Source organism: Streptomyces maremycinicus, from assembly GCF_001184025.1.
GTDB classification, from domain to species: domain Bacteria; phylum Actinomycetota; class Actinomycetes; order Streptomycetales; family Streptomycetaceae; genus Streptomyces; species Streptomyces maremycinicus.
This window is the reverse complement of sequence record NZ_BBYG01000023.1, coordinates 45,387-61,337: the sequence shown is the minus strand read 5'-3', so window position 1 is coordinate 61,337 and position 15,951 is coordinate 45,387. Positions and strand designations below refer to the sequence as shown.

Genomic DNA, 15,951 nt, shown 5'->3' with positions numbered 1-15,951 from the left:
TCCGTCCGGATGATGGGCGGCCCCTCCGCGCAGGCGGAGGGGCTGCCCAGACTGTGGGCGTTTTTGCCCGTCTCACGCATTGGACGAACCGCGCCCATGCCCAGCACCACCGTCGAAGCTCCACAAGAGCCGGACGTCACCCTGTCCCACGGCCTCAAGCAGCGCCATCTGTCGATGATCGCCCTCGGTGGCGTCATCGGCGCCGGTCTCTTCGTCGGCTCGGGCGCGGGGATCGCCGCCGCCGGCCCGTCGATCGTCCTCGCCTACGCCCTCTCCGGCCTGCTCGTGATGCTGGTGATGCGGATGCTGGGCGAGATGTCCGCCGCGTATCCCTCCTCGGGCTCGTTCTCCGCGCACGCCGAGCGGGCCTTCGGCCCCTGGGCGGGCTTCACCGTGGGATGGGCCTTCTGGGTCCTGCTGTGCACGGCCGTCGGCCTGGAGGGCATCGGCGCCGCGAAGATCGTCACGGGCTGGCTGCCGGGCACGCCGGAGTGGGCCTGGGTGGCGCTGTTCATGCTCCTGTTCTGCGGGGCGAACCTGGCCGCGGTGAAGAACTTCGGCGAGTTCGAGTTCTGGTTCGCGGCCCTGAAGGTCGGCGCGATCTCCCTGTTCCTGGTGCTGGGCGTGCTGGCGGTGGCCGGCGTGCTGCCGGGCACGGACTCCCCCGGCACCTCCCACCTGGGTGAGTTCTTCCCGCACGGCGGCGAGGGCCTGGTCGTCGGCCTGCTCGCGTCCGTCTTCGCGTACGGCGGCCTGGAGACGGTCACCATCGCCGCCGCCGAGTCCGAGAACCCGGTCCGGGGCGTGGCGAGCGCGGTCCGGACGGCGATGTGGCGCATCGCGCTGTTCTACGTCGGTTCCATGGCGGTCATCGTCACCCTGGTGCCGTGGGACTCCGAGGCCGTCGTCGAGAAGGGCCCCTACGTCGCCGCTCTCGACGGCCTCGGCATCCCGGGGGCCGGCCAGGTGATGAACGTGGTGGTGCTGGCGGCGCTGCTCAGCGCCATGAACGCCAACGTCTACGGCTCCTCGCGCATCGCGTACTCGCTGGTGGAGCGGGGCCACGGCCCTAAGGCGCTGGGCCGGGTCTCGGACGGCGGCGCGCCCCGCGTCGCGGTGCTCGCCTCCAGTGTCTTCGGCTTCGGCTGCGTGCTGCTCAGCTACTGGCGTCCGGACGACGTGTTCCCCTGGCTGCTGAACATGATCGGCGCGGTGATCCTGGTCGTCTGGATCTTCATCGCGCTCTCCCAGCTGCGGCTGCGCGGGCGGCTGGAGCGGGAGGCGCCCGAGCGTCTGGCCGTCCGGATGTGGGCGTTCCCGGTGCTCACCTGGGTCGCGCTGGCGGGCATGGCGGCGATCTTCGTCCTGATGGCGCGGGAGCCGGGCACCCGGGCGCAGTTGTACTGGTCGGGCGGGATGACGGTGTTCCTGGCGGCCGTCGGGTACGCGGGGCAGCGGCGGCGGGGGCGGGCCACGGCCTGACCCGTCCGCGCCTCCCCGGCCCACCGGCCCACCGGTCCGCCGGTCCACCGGCCGCCGGTCCACCACCCCCGGTCCTCCCCGTCCTCCCCGTCCCCGGTGCTCCCCGTCCTCCCGGTCCCCGGTGCTCCCCGTCCTCCCGGTCCCCGGTGCTCCCCGTCCCCTCGTGGCCCTCACGCGAACGACGCGTGGGGGCCTTCTCGTTGCCGCCACGCCCGGGCGCGTCCTTGCGCGGAACCCCCTTCTTGTTGCTAGCCTGCACTTGCAAGTAAGTTGCAATAAGAGGTCGAGGGGACCCCGCCATGCCCGTCTACACGCTGCCCGAGCTGCCCTACGACTACTCCGCGCTCGCCCCCGTGATCAGCCCGGAGATCATCGAGCTGCACCACGACAAGCACCACGCGGCCTATGTGAAGGGCGCCAACGACACGCTGGAGCAGCTGGCGGAGGCGCGGGACAAGGAGCGGTGGGCGGCGCTGAACGGCCTGGAGAAGAACCTCGCCTTCCACCTCTCCGGCCACATCCTGCACAGCATCTACTGGTCCAACATGAGCGGCGACGGCGGCGGTGAGCCCCTCGCGGCGGACGGCGTCGGCGACCTCGCGGACGCGATCACCGATTCCTTCGGCTCGTTCGCCGGCTTCAAGGCCCAGCTGACCAAGGCGGCCGCGACGACCCAGGGTTCCGGCTGGGGCGTCCTCGCCCTCGAGCCGCTCAGCGGCCGTCTGATCGTCGAGCAGGTCTACGACCACCAGGGCAACGTCGGCCAGGGCTCCGTGCCGCTCCTCGTCTTCGACGCCTGGGAGCACGCCTTCTACCTCCAGTACAAGAACCAGAAGGTCGACTTCATCGAGGCGATGTGGGCCGTCGTCGACTGGCAGGACGTGGCCCGGCGCCACGCCGCCGCCACGTCCCGTGCGGACGTGCTGCTGCTCGCCCCCTGAGGCAGCCCTGAAGCGTCCTGCCTCGTGATCGTCTTCTCACCCTTCACGGCGGCGGGCGGAGTGAAGGAGCGGCCCCGCGAGGACCTGACTCGCGGGGCCGCTCCCGTATGCCCTGGCCGGGGGCTTCCCAAGGACCGCGTCGCGGGGTGACAGTGGCCCGCATGGGTCTTCCGAAGAGGCGTTGCCCCAACTGCGGGGACACCGAACAGCACTTCCGTCACCTTCAGGGCGCCGAGCGGGCCTTCGCCCTGACGCAGACACAGGTGCTCGCGCACCGGGCGGATCTCGACAAGTACCGGCGCTGCACCAGCGAAGGCTGCGTGCGGGTGCAGTCCTACTTCAACTGGCGGTCCGGCTTCGATCTCCCGGAGGAGTTCCGGACGTCCCCGCAGCCGGCCGGCTAGGGCCCGTCCGGGACGGGCGTCAGGGCTTGCGGCCGATGCCGCCGTGCCGGCCGATCGGCAGCGGAGGCGTCTCGTCCGGGCGCCGCATCGGGACGGACACCGCGCCCGGCGGCACCAGTTCGAGCCCCTCGAAGCAGCCCTCGATCTGCTCGACCGGGCGCAGGGAGTACGGGACGGCACCGGTCTCGTTGTAGGCGTCCTGGGCCCGCTCGTAGGCCGGGTCGGTGCCGCGGGAGCCGTCGTTGACGCAGAGGTGGCTGCCGGAGGGCGGTCCGGACAGCAGGGCACGGACGGGCTCGCGGGCGCCGTCGTGGTCGTCGACGTGGCCGAGGATGCCGCTGAGGATCGGGGCGGTCGGGCGGGTCAGGTCGAGGGTCCGGCCGGCCGCTTCCAGGACCGAGGTGTCGATCTCCGTCATGAGATCCGTGGTGCCCCGCGAGCCGTGCGCGCGGGGCACCATCGCCGTCACAGGTTGCTGAAGTCCGGGCCCTTGGTGCGGGTGCGCTTGATCTCGTAGAAGCCGGGCACCGAGGCGACGGCGAGGGTGCCGTCCCAGAGGCGGGCGGCCTCCTCGCCCTTCGGGGCGGGGGTGACCACGGGACCGAAGAAGGCGATCTGCTCACCGTCGGGGCCGGGGACGGCGATGACGGGGGTGCCGACGTCCTGGCCGACCTTCTCGATGCCCTCCTTGTGGGAGGCGCGCAGCTGCGCGTCGAACTCGAAGTCCGACTGCTCGGCGTACTCGATCAGGGAGGCGGGCAGACCGACGTCCTCGAGCGCGCCGGCGATGGCCTCCACGGTCGCGCCCTCGCCGTTGTTGTGGATGCGGGTGCCGAGGGCGGTGTAGAGGGGGCCGAGGACGTCGGCGCCGTGCAGCTGCCAGGCGGCGGTGACCACGCGCACCGGCTGCCAGGCCTTGACCGCGAGCATCTCGCGGTACTCCTCGGGCAGCTCGTCCAGCTTGTTCTCGTTGAGGACGGCGAGGCTCATGATGTGCCAGCGGACCTCGATGTCACGGACCTTCTCCACTTCCAGCACCCACCGGGAGGTCATCCAGGCCCACGGGCAGAGCGGGTCGAACCAGAAGTCGACGGGGGTCTTCTCCGACATGTCTCTCCTCGAGCATTCCTCATGAGATAAGCCTTTCCCCGCTGAACACCGCCGTCCGTGCCGCTCATTCCCTGCTGCCCGGCGTCAGGGGCGCGTGGCAGGATCACTCCTGTCCGAAAGCCCGTGCCCATGCACTGAGGGAGTACCGCCGTGCCCGGTGAGAACCTGTCCCGTGAGGAGGCCCGGGAGCGGGCCGCCCTGCTGTCCGTCGACGGGTACGACGTGTCCCTCGACATCCGGTCGGCGGTCGGCGACCTGCCCGGGGACGAGCCCCGCACCTTCCGTTCGGTCACCACGATCCGCTTCCGGTGCAGTGAACCCGGCGCGTCGAGCTTCGTGGACCTGATCGCGCCGAGCGTGACGTCCGTCTCGCTCAACGGCCGCGACCTGGACCCCGGTGAGGTCTTCGACGGCGTCCGGATCCTGCTGGAGGACCTGGCCGCGGAGAACGAGCTGATCGTCGACGCGCAGTGCGCCTACTCGCGCACCGGCGAGGGCCTGCACCGCTTCGTCGACCCGGAGGACGGCGAGGTGTACCTGTACACCCAGTACGAGCCGGCCGACGCCCGCCGGGTCTTCGCGGGCTTCGAGCAGCCCGACCTCAAGGCGCCGTTCCGCTTCGAGGTGCGGGCGCCCGAGGAGTGGGTGGTGTGGAGCAACGGCGCCGGCGAGCAGGCCGACGGGGTGTGGCGCTTCGCGGAGACCAAGCCGATCTCGACGTACATCACCTGTGTCGTGGCCGGCCCGTACCACTACGTGACGGACACCTACACGCGCGACCTGGGCGACGGGACGACGCTGGAGATCCCCCTCGGCGCGATGTGCCGCAAGGGTCTGGCGCCCCACTTCGACTCCGCGGACGTCTTCCTCGTCACCAAGCAGGGCCTGGACTTCTTCCACGACCACTTCGACTACCCGTACCCCTTCGGCAAGTACGACCAGGCGTTCGTGCCCGAGTACAACCTCGGCGCGATGGAGAACCCGGGGCTGGTGACCTTCCGCGAGGAGTACATCTTCCGGGGCAAGGTGACGCAGGCGTCGTACGAGGCGCGGGCGAACGTCATCCTGCACGAGATGGCGCACATGTGGTTCGGCGACCTGGTGACCATGGTGTGGTGGGACGACCTGTGGCTGAAGGAGTCCTTCGCCGACTTCATGGGCACGTTCGCGAACGTCGGCGCGACCCGCTTCACCGACGCCTGGATCACCTTCGCCAACCGCCGCAAGGCGTGGGCCTACCGCGCGGACCAGCTGCCCTCCACCCACCCGATCACCGCCGACATCCGCGACCTCCAGGACGCGAAGCTGAACTTCGACGGCATCACGTACGCCAAGGGCGCCTCCGTCCTGAAGCAGCTGGTGGCGTACGTCGGCCAGGACGCGTTCCTCGAGGGCGCGCGGCGCTACTTCAAGCGGCACGCGTACGGCAACACGCGCCTCGGTGATCTGCTGTCGGTGCTCGCCGAGACCAGCGGCCGGGACATGGGCGGCTGGGCGCGGTCCTGGCTCCAGACGGCGGGGGTGAACGCGCTGACCCCGCAGGTGCTGCTGGACCCGCGGGGCCGGATCGACGAGCTGGCGGTGGTCCAGGAGGCCGCCGAGGCGTACCCCGAGCTGCGGCCGCACCGGGTGGCGATCGGCCTCTACCGCCGCGAGGACGACCGTCTCGTGCGGTACGCGCGCGCCGAGACGGACGTCGACGGTCCGCGTACGGTCGTGACGGAGCTGGCGGGAGCCGAGGCCCCGGAGCTCGTGCTGGTCAACGACGACGACCTGACGTACTGCAAGGTGCGCTTCGACGAGAACTCGCTGGCCACCCTGCGCGAGCACCTGGGTTCGATGACCGACCCGCTGGCACGGGCCCTGTGCTGGTCGGCGCTGTGGAACCTGACCCGGGACGCGCTGCTGCCCGCGCCCGACTTCGTGGACCTGGTGGTGCGGTTCGGGCACCGCGAGTCCGACATCGGCGTCCTCCAGATGCTGCACGCCTGGGCGGACTCGGCGCTGGTCCACTACGCGCCGCCGTCCTGGCGGCGGACGGGTGAGGCGCTGCTGGCCGACACCGCGCTGCGGAATCTGCGGGCGGCCGGACCGGGCAGCGAGCACCAGCTGGCCTGGGCGCGCTTCTTCGCGGCCGTGGCGTCCTCCGCCGCCGACTTCGAGCTGCTCCAGGGCCTGCTGGACGGCACGGCGTCGATCGACGGACTGACGGTGGACCAGGAACTGCGCTGGGTGTTCGTGGAGCCGCTGGTCGCGCACGGACACGCGGACGAGAAGGCGCTGGCGGCCGAACTCGCCCGGGACGACACGGCGTCCGGCAAGCGGCACCAGGTCCGCTGTCTCGCGGCCCGCCCGTCGGAGGCGGTCAAGGCGCAGGCGTGGGCCCAGCTGACGGAGTCGGACTCGCTGTCCAACGCGCTGGTGGAGGCGACGATCGCGGGATTCGCCCAGCCCTCGCAGCGGGAGCTGCTCGTGCCGTACACGGAGAAGTACTTCGCGTCGATCGAGCGGATCTGGGCCGAGCGGTCGATCCAGATCGCGATGAACGTCGTCAAGGGCCTGTTCCCCGCGCTCCAGGACTCCCCCGGGACGCTGGAGGCGACCGACGCGTGGCTCACGGCGCACGAGTCGGCGGCCCCGGCGCTGCGCCGGCTGGTGCTGGAGGCGCGGGACGACCTGGCGCGGTCGCTGCGGGCCCAGGCGGCCGGCGCGGAGGCCGGAACCGACGGAGCGCTCAAGCCCTGAGCTTTGGCCATGAATTCCGCTGACGGTCACCGTTACGGAATTCAGGCAATCCGACCCGTAACCCCTGGCTCCCCCGTACGGGACCAGGGGTTTTCGGCGCCCCATCGGCATCCGAACGCCCTTCCTTTAGGGCGAGCTTGTCCGGATTTGTCGACGGGCGTGTAACAGCGGTTACGACAGGGGCCGGGCGCGGAATCCCCGTTGCATGAACCACCACAACACCCCGCTCCCCCAGGTTCCCTCGGCGTCCCCCCGCCCCGTCCGCCACCTGTCGGACGTCCAGCGCCGCGTCACCACCACGGGCCGGCTCCGCACCCAGGGCGTCGCCCCGGCCGAGGCGAACGAGCAGTGCCGTCCCGGCGGCCCCTGGCAGCAGCTCCTCCCCGGCGTGTACCTGCTCCACCCCGGCCCGCCGACCAGCGAGGAGCGGCTGCACGCGGTGCTGATGTACGCGGGTCGCGACACGGCGACGCCACCGCCCGCGGTCCCGGCCCAGCCGGACGCCGGGGACCCGCACCGGCCGGTGTACAAGGAGGCGATGATCACCGGGCTGGCGGCCCTGAACCTGCACGGGATCTCGTCCGCTCCCCCGCTGCCGTCCCTTGAGCACATCGACGTCCTGGTCCCCCGGCTGCGCCGACTGCGCTCGACGGGCTGCGCCCACGTCGTCCGCGCGGGCACCCTGCCGACTCCCGAGCAGGCCACGGGAGTTCCGGTGGCGCCGGTGCCCCGCGCGCTCGCCGACGCCGTGGCCCAGCTGACGGACGCGGGGACGGTACAACGGCTGCTTTCGGATGCGGTGCGCGGCGGCCACTGCGAACCGGCCGCGGTGGTACGGGAGTTGAACAACGCCAAGTTGCTGAGCCGCCCGCACGTGGTGGACGCGGTGGACTCGCTGCTCGCGGAGGGGCGCGCGATCGCGGAGGACCGGCTGTACACAATGGTGTGCGAGTACGGCCTGCCCGACCCGGTGTGGAACGTGGACCTGCGACTGCCGGGCGGTCCCCACCTGGGGGGCCTGGACGCGTACTGGCCGGAGCAGGCGGTGGCGGTCGAGCTGGACACCCGGGCGCCGCGGCAGGACGAGGACGCGCTCTGGTCGGAGTACGCCCGTAAGCGCGAGCATCTGGAGCGGCTCGGCATCACGGTCGTGTACGTCACGCCGAAGAAGCTGCGGGACGCGATGGAACAGCAGGCGGCGGTGGTCCGCACGGCGCTGATGGCGGCGGGCGACCGGGACCCGGCCGCGTATGTCGTGGTGCTGCCCCGGTAGTGACGGACCGGGCGGGACCAGGAGGGGAGAGGAGGGGCCGTCGGGTGACACCCGACGGCCCCTCCTCATGCCGGCGCACGGTCACACAGTCCCGGGGGCACGCCGCCCCGCCGTCACGCCGTGCGCAGGGGGCAGCCGGTGCCGACGCGGTCGGTGAGTTCGGCGCGGAGGGCGGCGAGTTCGGCCATGCGGGCATCGACGACCTGGATCTTCTGCTCGAAGAGGGCGGAGAGGGCGTCCGCGGAGTCGGGCGCCTCGCGCAGCTCCTCGCCGTGCCGGGCGATCTCCGCGAGGGTGAACCCCAGGGTCTGCGCGGTGCGCACGTAGGCCAGCCACTCCACGGTCTCCGGCGCGAAGTCGCGGTAGCCGTTGGGCAGTCGGCGGCCCTCGACGAGGCCGACCCTCTCGTAGAAGCGGATGGTGTCCCGGGTGGTGCCCGTGCGGGCAGCCAGCTCTCCGATGCGCATGCGGGAGTCTCCGTCGGATCGCGGTCGACGCTTGACCTTGGAGCGTAGTCCAGTGTTTAGCGTCGGCCGCATGACCACTTCCACTCCCGCGTCTCCCCTCGGTCCCGGCGGCCCCGGCGCCTCCTACGGCCCGTCCGGTCTCCGGCTCGTCCGCGCGAGCGCCTGGTACGACCTCGTCGTCACGGCCGGCTTCGCGACACCGTGGACGTACGCGCTCGTCCACGACCTGCTGTCGTCGTGGAGCCGGGCCTGGGGAACGGGTACGTTCCCGCAGGCCGACCCGATCCAGACCCTGTTCGCGAACCTGATGGGGTCGGTGGTGATCGTCTGGGCCGTGCTGCGCCTGGTCAGGCCTCTGGCGGTGCACGGACTGCTCGACGGCGTCGCTCGCGCCCTGTTCACGGCGTGGATGGCGTACGCGCTGGCCCAGGGCGCCCCAGGGGTGCTGTGGCCGTTCCTCGGCGTGGAGGCGGCCTGGGGTGTGGCGCAGTTGCTGCCGTGGCTGCGGTCGGTGCCGCGTCCCCGGCGACACCCTCGGCCTCCGGCGCGTGAGGGGACGTCAACCGGTGGGCTCCGCGTTCGCGGGGGAGTATTCCGGCGCGGACCAGCGCAGCGGGAGCGCGGCGGGGGTGTCGAGCGCCTCGGTGACGGTGAAGTGGACCGTGCGGGTGCCGTCGGGGGCGAACCGGGTACGGGCCTCGCCCGTGAGCTGGAGGGTGCGGCCCGTCGTCCAGTCGAGGAAGAGCAGTCCGGCACGGGGGTCCGTGGCGAGGTTGCCCAGGGTGAGGAACATCGAGTTGCCGGGGCGGTCACGCCAGGTGACGGTGCGCGGTGAGGTGACGTGCACGAAGCCCGGGTCGCCGCCGCGGTGACTGACCTCGGCCCCGCTGCCGCCGGGCCGGACGGTGGCGAGGAAGAACGTGTCGCAGCCGGCGAGGAAGTCCCGCTGCCCGTCGGTCAGTCCGGTGCCGCGGCGCGGGCTGCCGGGGGTGCGGTCGACCACCTCGAAGGTCCTTCTGCGCTGCACGTACTTGGGGCAGTTGGCGAACACCCGGTCGGTGTCGACGGCGAAGCCGCGCGGAGTGAGCCGCAGCCGGCCGTTCAGCCGCATACGGCGACGCGTGCGCGGATCGAGGGCGAGGGTGCCCACGGGGGTCCCGGGGGTGGCCAGTGCCCGGGCGAGGGGGTCCACGGGTCGGGTCCCACCCGCGTCGCCCGCCGCGTCGCCGACGCCGGTCGCGACCGAGATCCGGCGGGGTCCGGTGGCCCGGACGAAGCCGGGGGTGCCCGCGAGCGCCGACGCCCACACCCGGCCGTCCTCCGGGTCGGCGGCACCGAGGACCAGCAGCGGCTGGAGCTCCAGGAAGGCGGCGACGACCGGTCGGATGCCCTCGCCGACCGCCCGGCCGAGGTGATCGGCGAGGTCACGGACCCCCACCCGGTCCTGAACCGCGCGCGAGCCCGCGTGGTAGACGCTCATGAGCTGCCCGACCTCCTCGACCCAGACAAGTCCCGCATGTAACCCTTCACATCCAAGTTAAGGGTTACACTCCGGCAAGTCAACCGGTCACGTACTCTTGAACGGTTAGTACGGAAGGAGCCCCGATGTCCGCCACCGCCCCCGACCCCCGCCCGCTCACCGGCGAGCCCCTCGCGCTCGACCTGCTCAACACGCGATGGCTGCGGGAGGGCGCCGTACAGGATCTGCTGCGGGACACGGACGGGCTCGCCGTGTGGCTCGCCGCGAACGGGCTGGACGGGCGGTTCCCGGCCGACGCGGCGACCCTGCGGCACACCCTGCGGGCGCGCGACGCGCTCGGGGCCGCGGTGGACGGCCCGGCGGACGGCACGGCGGGCGGCACGGCGGACGGCACGGCGGGCGGCACGGCGGACATCGCCGGCGTCGACACCGTGCTCGGACACGGGCGGATCCGGCCGACCCTCACCGCCGAAGGACCCGGCGAGCGGGCCGAGTTCAGGGACGAGGCCTGGGGGCCGGGCTGGCTGGCCGCCCGCAACTACCTGGAGCTGCTCTCCGCCGCCCCGGACCGGATCCGCCGCTGCGCGCACGAGGCCTGCGTACTGCACTTCTTCGACAGCTCACGCAATGGCACCCGCCGCTGGTGCTCCATGGCGGCCTGCGGCAACCGCGCGAAGGCGTCCCGGCACTACGCCCGCGCCAAGGACGCCTGACCCGCGCGACGCACACGGCACACCGGCCCGGCACACCGGCCGGGCACAGCCGACGGTCGGACACGCACGCCCGCCCGGGGCACCCGGCCCTCCCGGCCGAAACCCGCACAACCGGCGAACAGCCCTCTCACAGTGGGCTCGTAGAGGGTTTTCCCCATACATGCATATCGATTCGGTCAACTCTCCCCAAACAGCTGTCCCTTAGGTAAAGCTTTGCGGTCATCCGGGACCGCATTCCGGACGACCGTGATCAGGCAGGAACGGCCTGGTCACGCGGTGCTCGTTCCTTTACCTACAAGGGATGCCGATGACCCTCACCCCCCAGCGTGAACCGATATCGGGCGCAAGACGTGTGGCCCGCATAGCCGTGGCCGCCGGCCTGGTGGCCGCGCTGTCCGCGGCCGGGCCGATACCCATGGCCTTCTCCGCCGACGCCGGCCAGACCCCGGCCGCGGCCGACCCGGGCGCGAAGTCCGCCCACGACAAGCTCGGCTCCGACGACGCCGACCTCCTCGCCGAGGCCAAGGCCGCCGGCGACAAGAACGTCACGCTGATGGTCGCGACCGCCCCCGGACAGACCGAGCAGGTCGCCGAGGAGCTGGACGCGGTCAAGGGCGGCTCCGTGGGCCAGTCCTACGACAAGGTCGGTTACGTCCGCGCCACCGTCCCGACCGGCAAGGCCGACTCCGCGATCGCCGCCGCGGCCAAGCTGTCCTCGGTGCACGCCATCGACCTGCGGCAGGACATCGTCCTCGACGACCCGACGCCGAGAGCGGACACCGCGAAGGGCGCCGCGTCCGCCGCGAAGGCGAAGACCTACGCCGCGCCGAACAAGAACACCCCCGCCGAGAACCCGTACAACCCGTCCTTCGAGACGGGCGCCGTCGACTTCGTGAAGAAGAACCCGAAGGCGGACGGCCGCGGTGTCACCATCGGCGTCCTCGACTCCGGCGTGGACCTGGCGCACCCCGCGCTCCAGAAGACCACCACCGGCGAGCGCAAGATCGTCGACTGGGTGACGGCGACCGACCCGATCCTCGACGGCGACGCCTCCTGGCGCGCGATGACGACCTCGGTGTCCGGGCCCAGCTTCACCTTCGGCGGCCGGACCTGGACGGCGAAGGCCGGCTCCTACCAGGTCAACCTCTTCCGGGAGTCCGCGACCGCGGGCGGCGACGCCAAGGGCGACGTCAACCGCGACGGCGACACCACCGACGTGTGGGGCGTCCTGTACGACGCGGCCGCCGGCACCGTCACCGTCGACGTGAACAACAACGGCGACTTCACCGACGACACCGCGATGAAGCCGTACAAGGACGGCTACCAGATCGGGTACTTCGGCACCGACAACCCGGCGACCGACGTCGCCGAGCGGCAGCCGTTCGTCGTGCAGATCCGCAAGGACGTGCCGATGGACCCGTACGGCGGTGACTGGGTCGGCAAGAAGGCCGACTTCGCCAACATCGGTCTCATCGCCAGCGAGCACGGCACGCACGTCGCCGGCATCACCGCCGCGAACGGCCTGTTCGGCGGCAAGATGAACGGCGCCGCGCCCGGCGCGAAGATCGTCTCCTCCCGCGCCTGCGTCTTCGGCCCGGGCTGCACCAACGTCGCCCTCACCGAGGGCATGATCGACCTGGTCGCCAACCGCGGTGTCGACATCGTCAACATGTCGATCGGCGGTCTGCCGGGCCTGAACGACGGCAACAACGCGCGCGCCGAGCTGTACACGCGCCTCATCGACACCTACGGCGTGCAGCTGGTCATCTCGGCCGGCAACGAGGGCCCCGGCGCCAACACCATCGGCGACCCCGGTCTGGCCGACAAGGTGATCTCGGTCGGCGCGGCCATCTCCAAGGAGACCTGGGCCGCCAACTACGGCTCGCAGGTGACGAAGAAGTACGCGCTGCTGCCCTTCTCCTCGCGCGGCCCGCGTGAGGACGGCGGCTTCACGCCGACGCTCGTCGCCCCGGGTGCCGCGATCAACACCACGCAGACCTGGCTCGAGGGCTCCCCGGTCGCCGAGGCGGGCTACCCGCTGCCGGCCGGCTACTCCATGCTCCAGGGCACCTCGATGGCCTCCCCGCAGGCCGCGGGCGCCTCGGCGCTGCTGATCTCGGCCGCCAAGCAGCAGAAGGTCGCGCTCACCCCGGCGATCCTGCGCACGGCGCTGACCTCGACCGCCGACCACATCAAGGGTCTCCAGGCGTACGAGGAGGGCGCGGGCGCCATCAACATCGTGGACGCCTGGAAGTCCATCAGGAAGGGCGCCACCGCCCACGACTACGCCGTCAAGGCGCCGGTCGACACCGCGCTCGACTTCGCGCTGAAGACGCCGGGCTTCGGCACCGGCATCTACGACCGCGAGGGCGGCCTCAAGGCCGGCCAGAAGAAGACGTACGACGTCACCATCACCCGTACGTCCGGCGCCGACAAGGCGATCCGGCACGAGCTGCACATCGAGAACAACGCGGGCGGCACCTTCAGGATCCTCGGCTCCGACGAGGTGAAGCTGCCGCTGAACAAGCCGGTCACCGTCAAGATCCAGGCCCAGCCGAAGGCCGCGGGCATCGCCAGCGCGATCCTCGAGGTCGACGACCCGAAGACCGAGGGCCTCGACAAGCAGATCCTCAACACGGTCGTCGTCTCGACCCCGGTGAAGTACGCGTTCCACGCGTCGAACACCGTGCAGCGCAACAGCTCGCAGTCCTACTTCCTGACCGTGCCCGAGGGCGCCAAGGCGTTCGAGGTCGCGATCGGCGGGCTGAAGGACAAGAGCCAGACCCGGTTCATCTCGATCCACCCGTACGGTGTCGCGGTCGAGGACAGCTCCACGATCTACTGCTACAACAACTACCTCGACGGCAACGGCTGCAAGCCCGACGCCCGTTCGTACCAGAACCCGCAGCCCGGGGTCTGGGAGATCGAGGTCGAGTCGCGCCGCACCTCGCCGCTGCTCGACAACCCGTACAAGCTGGACGCCACCGTCTACGGCGCGTCCTTCGACCCGGAGACCGTGACCGTGCCCGAGGCGAAGGTCGGCACCCCGGCCCCCGTCTCCTGGAAGGTCACGAACAACTTCGCCGCCATCGACGGCAAGCTGGCCGGCGGTCCGCTCGGCTCGTCCAAGGCGACCCGCCCGACCATCGCGAACGGCGCGACCGAGACCACCACGGTCGAGGTCCCGGCCGGCGCCAAGTCGCTGGACGTCTCCATCGGCAACGTCTCCGACGCCTCCGCCGACCTGGACCTGACGGTCTTCGACGCGGCCGGCAACCAGGTCGCCCAGCAGGCCGACGGTGACTCGGAGGAGGCGGTCTCCATCCCGTCGCCCGCCGCCGGCACGTACACCATCGAGGTCGCGGGCTACTCGGTCCCGGCCGGTACGACGGCGTACGACTACCTGGACGTGTTCTTCTCGTCCTCGCTCGGCACCGTCACCGTCGACGAGTCGACGCCGGTGAAGCTCGGCACGGGTGCCTCGGCGTCGGTCTCCGCGACCGTCACCGCCGCGGCCGCCGCGCCCGAGGGCCGGGCCTTCTTCGGCCAGGTCCAGCTGGTGAACGCGCGGGGCACCGTCGCGGGCATCGGCAACGTGGCCATCGAGAAGGTCACTCCGTAACCGGTAGTGACCCACGAGCGACAGGGGCGGGCGTCCACCGGGCGCCCGCCCTTCGCCGTGTCCGGCCGTGTCCGGCCGTGTCCCGCCGTCCCGGCGTGTCCCGGCTCGGCTATTCGCAGGTGACGCCCTCCGTCCCGGGCAGGGCCCGGGCGATCGCCTCCCGCTCGGGGGCGATGTCGGCCTCGCCGACCGCCCAGACGTCGGGGGTGGCGGACCCCTTCGACAGGGCGACCAGGACGTGGTCGCCCGCCCGCAGCAGCGGGTCCATGTCCGCCGCCATCTCGAAGGCGACCTCGGGCCCGGCGCCGGCCGGCCGGTAGGCGCGGGTGACGTGCAGGGTGACCCGTTCCCGGGTGGCGCCCGCCACCGGGCCGACGGCGGTGACGTCCCCCTCGACGACGAGCCGGGCGCAGGCCAGGTAGCCGGGGTCGCCGAGGAGACCCGCGCCGTCGCCCGCCGAGGCGTCGGCCTTCTCGTCCGACCCGGCCGCGCTGTCGGCGCTCTTGCTCGCCGCGCTGTCGCCCACCCCCTGGCCGACCTGGACGACCATCCATCCGCCACCGAGGACCAGCGCACCGGCGGCGGCCGCACCGGCCAGCCGCAGGGCCGGCTGACGGAAGCGGCGCGCCGGGCGCGGCCGCCGCACGGGGGCGGCCGCGGGGGCCACGGCCCGCTCGCGCACCGGCTCCGCCGGCACCGCCTCGGTCAGCGCCTCCGCGAGGACGCCGAGCTGCTCGCGCAGAAGCGCCACGTCGGCGGTCGCCGAGCGGTGGGCGGCCAGGTAGGCGGGATCGGCGCGGGCCTCCTCGGAGAGTCCGGAGAGCGGCACGTCGAGCACGGCGGCCATCAACGCGTCCATCCCGTCGTACCCCTCCCGTCCGTCCCGGCCCTCGTGCTCACCGCGGTCGTGGTTCTCGTACTCACCGCGGTCGACGTTCTCGTACGCGCCGTGGTCGTCGTTCCGGTGTCGGCGGCCGTGGCTCGCGCGGTCCTCGCGGCTGTCGTCGTGCGGATCGGGTCCGTGTCCGGATCCCTGTCCGGGTCGGGCGGTCACGTCACACCACCTCGTCTTCGTGCAGACGGGCGCGCAGGGCCCGGACCGCCGTGTGCAGGCGGCTCTTGACCGTGCCCTCCGGAACGCCCAGTTCCGCGGCGATCGAACGCACCGGCAGGTCGGCGTAGAAACGCAGGACGAGCACCTGGCGCTGGGCGTCGGGCAGGTCGTCCAGGCCCTGCGCCACGGCGAGCGAGAGCACGCTGGTGTCCTCGCCGGAGGGGTGCTCGTGCTGGCGCAGCGAGGCCAGCCGCTCCCCCAGCCGCTCCTGGCGGCGCTTGGCCCGGTGCCAGTCCATGGCGAGGTTGGAGGCGACGACGGCCGCCCACGCGGAGACGTCGCGCGGCGTCTCGTACCCCTTCGCCGCACGCTCCAGGAGCCGCAGCCGGACCTGCTGTACCCCGTCCGGCAGGTCCGCCTGCGGGACCCCGCCGAGCGCGAGCACCGCCCGCACCCGGCGCTCCTGCGCCGCGTCGAGCGGATCGTCGCCCGGTCCTGCCCCGTCCCCCCGGGCGCGCCGGGCTTTTCCGCGCAGCACAGCCACCCCTCTCTACCGCGTTTCCTCTACGACGCCGTGGGGCGCGAAAACGTTCGGCGTGGCGCCGGGGAATCCTCGGGAGGCGTACGTCACACCGGCGGGCGTCCCAGTCCTCGGGCATG

12 protein-coding genes and 2 pseudogenes are annotated in these 15,951 nt (G+C 72.1%); 8 read left to right on the top strand and 6 right to left on the bottom strand.

Annotated features, from left to right (window positions below):
* The first annotated feature begins 96 nt into the window (after window positions 1-96).
* The 3 genes from AOQ37_RS34270 to AOQ37_RS34260 all read left to right on the top strand — a co-directional run bounded on the left by AOQ37_RS34270 (window position 97) and on the right by AOQ37_RS34260 (window position 2,827).
* The gene (locus AOQ37_RS34270; RefSeq protein WP_062650422.1) at window positions 97-1,482 is read left to right on the top strand and encodes an amino acid permease; all 1,386 of its coding nucleotides are present in this window, start codon (window positions 97-99) and stop codon (window positions 1,480-1,482) included.
* 299 nt (window positions 1,483-1,781) lie between these two features.
* A complete protein-coding gene (locus tag AOQ37_RS34265; RefSeq protein WP_062650419.1) occupies window positions 1,782-2,423 on the top strand; it encodes a superoxide dismutase in 642 nt (213 codons plus the stop codon).
* Between the two features lie 161 nt (window positions 2,424-2,584).
* The gene (locus tag AOQ37_RS34260; RefSeq protein WP_062650417.1) at window positions 2,585-2,827 is read left to right on the top strand and encodes a hypothetical protein; all 243 of its coding nucleotides are present in this window, start codon (window positions 2,585-2,587) and stop codon (window positions 2,825-2,827) included.
* A 19-nt stretch (window positions 2,828-2,846) separates the two neighbouring features.
* Here the strand turns inward: AOQ37_RS34260 and AOQ37_RS34255 are convergent.
* Together AOQ37_RS34255 and AOQ37_RS34250 are read right to left on the bottom strand one after the other, a co-directional pair.
* Window positions 2,847-3,224, bottom strand: a pseudogene (locus tag AOQ37_RS34255) (SAM-dependent methyltransferase); the annotation flags it as partial.
* Window positions 3,225-3,292: 68 nt separating this feature from the next.
* Complete coding sequence (locus AOQ37_RS34250) at window positions 3,293-3,937, bottom strand: DsbA family protein (RefSeq protein WP_062650415.1); 645 nt, start codon at window positions 3,935-3,937, stop codon at window positions 3,293-3,295.
* A 150-nt stretch (window positions 3,938-4,087) separates the two neighbouring features.
* Between AOQ37_RS34250 and pepN the strand changes: the two genes are divergently transcribed.
* Together pepN and AOQ37_RS34240 are read left to right on the top strand one after the other, a co-directional pair.
* Window positions 4,088-6,682, top strand: coding sequence for an aminopeptidase N (gene pepN, locus AOQ37_RS34245; protein ID WP_062650413.1), 2,595 nt, complete (start codon window positions 4,088-4,090; stop codon window positions 6,680-6,682).
* A gap of 205 nt (window positions 6,683-6,887) precedes the next feature.
* Window positions 6,888-7,955: a hypothetical protein gene (locus AOQ37_RS34240; protein ID WP_062650411.1), complete on the top strand. Its 1,068-nt coding sequence runs from the start codon at window positions 6,888-6,890 to the stop codon at window positions 7,953-7,955.
* Between the two features lie 113 nt (window positions 7,956-8,068).
* On the opposite strand, the gene AOQ37_RS34235 is transcribed toward AOQ37_RS34240, so the two are convergent.
* Complete coding sequence (locus AOQ37_RS34235) at window positions 8,069-8,422, bottom strand: MerR family transcriptional regulator (protein ID WP_062650409.1); 354 nt, start codon at window positions 8,420-8,422, stop codon at window positions 8,069-8,071.
* Between the two features lie 70 nt (window positions 8,423-8,492).
* Between AOQ37_RS34235 and AOQ37_RS41570 the strand changes: the two are divergent.
* Window positions 8,493-8,930: pseudogene (locus tag AOQ37_RS41570) on the top strand (hypothetical protein); the annotation flags it as partial.
* A gap of 51 nt (window positions 8,931-8,981) precedes the next feature.
* Here AOQ37_RS41570 and AOQ37_RS34230 read toward each other — a convergent pair.
* Window positions 8,982-9,902, bottom strand: a complete 921-nt coding sequence (locus AOQ37_RS34230; RefSeq protein ID WP_062650407.1) for a pyridoxamine 5'-phosphate oxidase family protein — start codon at window positions 9,900-9,902, stop codon at window positions 8,982-8,984.
* Window positions 9,903-10,027: 125 nt separating this feature from the next.
* On the opposite strand from AOQ37_RS34230, the gene AOQ37_RS34225 reads away from it, so the two are divergent.
* On the top strand, window positions 10,028-10,615 hold the full coding sequence (locus AOQ37_RS34225; protein ID WP_062650405.1) for a CGNR zinc finger domain-containing protein: 588 nt from the start codon (window positions 10,028-10,030) through the stop codon (window positions 10,613-10,615).
* A gap of 307 nt (window positions 10,616-10,922) precedes the next feature.
* On the top strand, window positions 10,923-14,237 hold the full coding sequence (locus tag AOQ37_RS34220) for a S8 family serine peptidase (RefSeq protein ID WP_062650403.1): 3,315 nt from the start codon (window positions 10,923-10,925) through the stop codon (window positions 14,235-14,237).
* Window positions 14,238-14,346: 109 nt separating this feature from the next.
* Here the strand turns inward: AOQ37_RS34220 and AOQ37_RS34215 are convergent, their stop codons facing one another.
* Window positions 14,347-15,291 (bottom strand): hypothetical protein, encoded by a 945-nt coding sequence (locus AOQ37_RS34215; RefSeq protein WP_062650401.1) that lies wholly within the window; start codon window positions 15,289-15,291, stop codon window positions 14,347-14,349.
* 1 nt (window position 15,292) lies between these two features.
* On the bottom strand, window positions 15,293-15,835 hold the full coding sequence (locus tag AOQ37_RS34210) for a sigma-70 family RNA polymerase sigma factor (protein ID WP_304956785.1): 543 nt from the start codon (window positions 15,833-15,835) through the stop codon (window positions 15,293-15,295).
* Between the last annotated feature and the right edge of the window lie 116 nt (window positions 15,836-15,951).

What these genes read in the sequence shown, in the direction of transcription:
- AOQ37_RS34265 (WP_062650419.1), top strand. Translation starts at nt 1,782, where the DNA reads ATGCCCGTCTACACGCTGCCCGAGCTGCCCTACGACTACTCCGCGCTC.
- AOQ37_RS34270 (WP_062650422.1), top strand. Translation starts at nt 97, where the DNA reads ATGCCCAGCACCACCGTCGAAGCTCCACAAGAGCCGGACGTCACCCTG.
- AOQ37_RS34220 (WP_062650403.1), top strand. Translation starts at nt 10,923, where the DNA reads ATGACCCTCACCCCCCAGCGTGAACCGATATCGGGCGCAAGACGTGTG.
- AOQ37_RS34235 (WP_062650409.1), bottom strand. Translation starts at nt 8,422, where the DNA reads ATGCGCATCGGAGAGCTGGCTGCCCGCACGGGCACCACCCGGGACACC.
- AOQ37_RS34225 (WP_062650405.1), top strand. Translation starts at nt 10,028, where the DNA reads ATGTCCGCCACCGCCCCCGACCCCCGCCCGCTCACCGGCGAGCCCCTC.
- AOQ37_RS34250 (WP_062650415.1), bottom strand. Translation starts at nt 3,937, where the DNA reads ATGTCGGAGAAGACCCCCGTCGACTTCTGGTTCGACCCGCTCTGCCCG.
- AOQ37_RS34240 (WP_062650411.1), top strand. Translation starts at nt 6,888, where the DNA reads ATGAACCACCACAACACCCCGCTCCCCCAGGTTCCCTCGGCGTCCCCC.
- AOQ37_RS34230 (WP_062650407.1), bottom strand. Translation starts at nt 9,902, where the DNA reads ATGAGCGTCTACCACGCGGGCTCGCGCGCGGTTCAGGACCGGGTGGGG.
- AOQ37_RS34260 (WP_062650417.1), top strand. Translation starts at nt 2,585, where the DNA reads ATGGGTCTTCCGAAGAGGCGTTGCCCCAACTGCGGGGACACCGAACAG.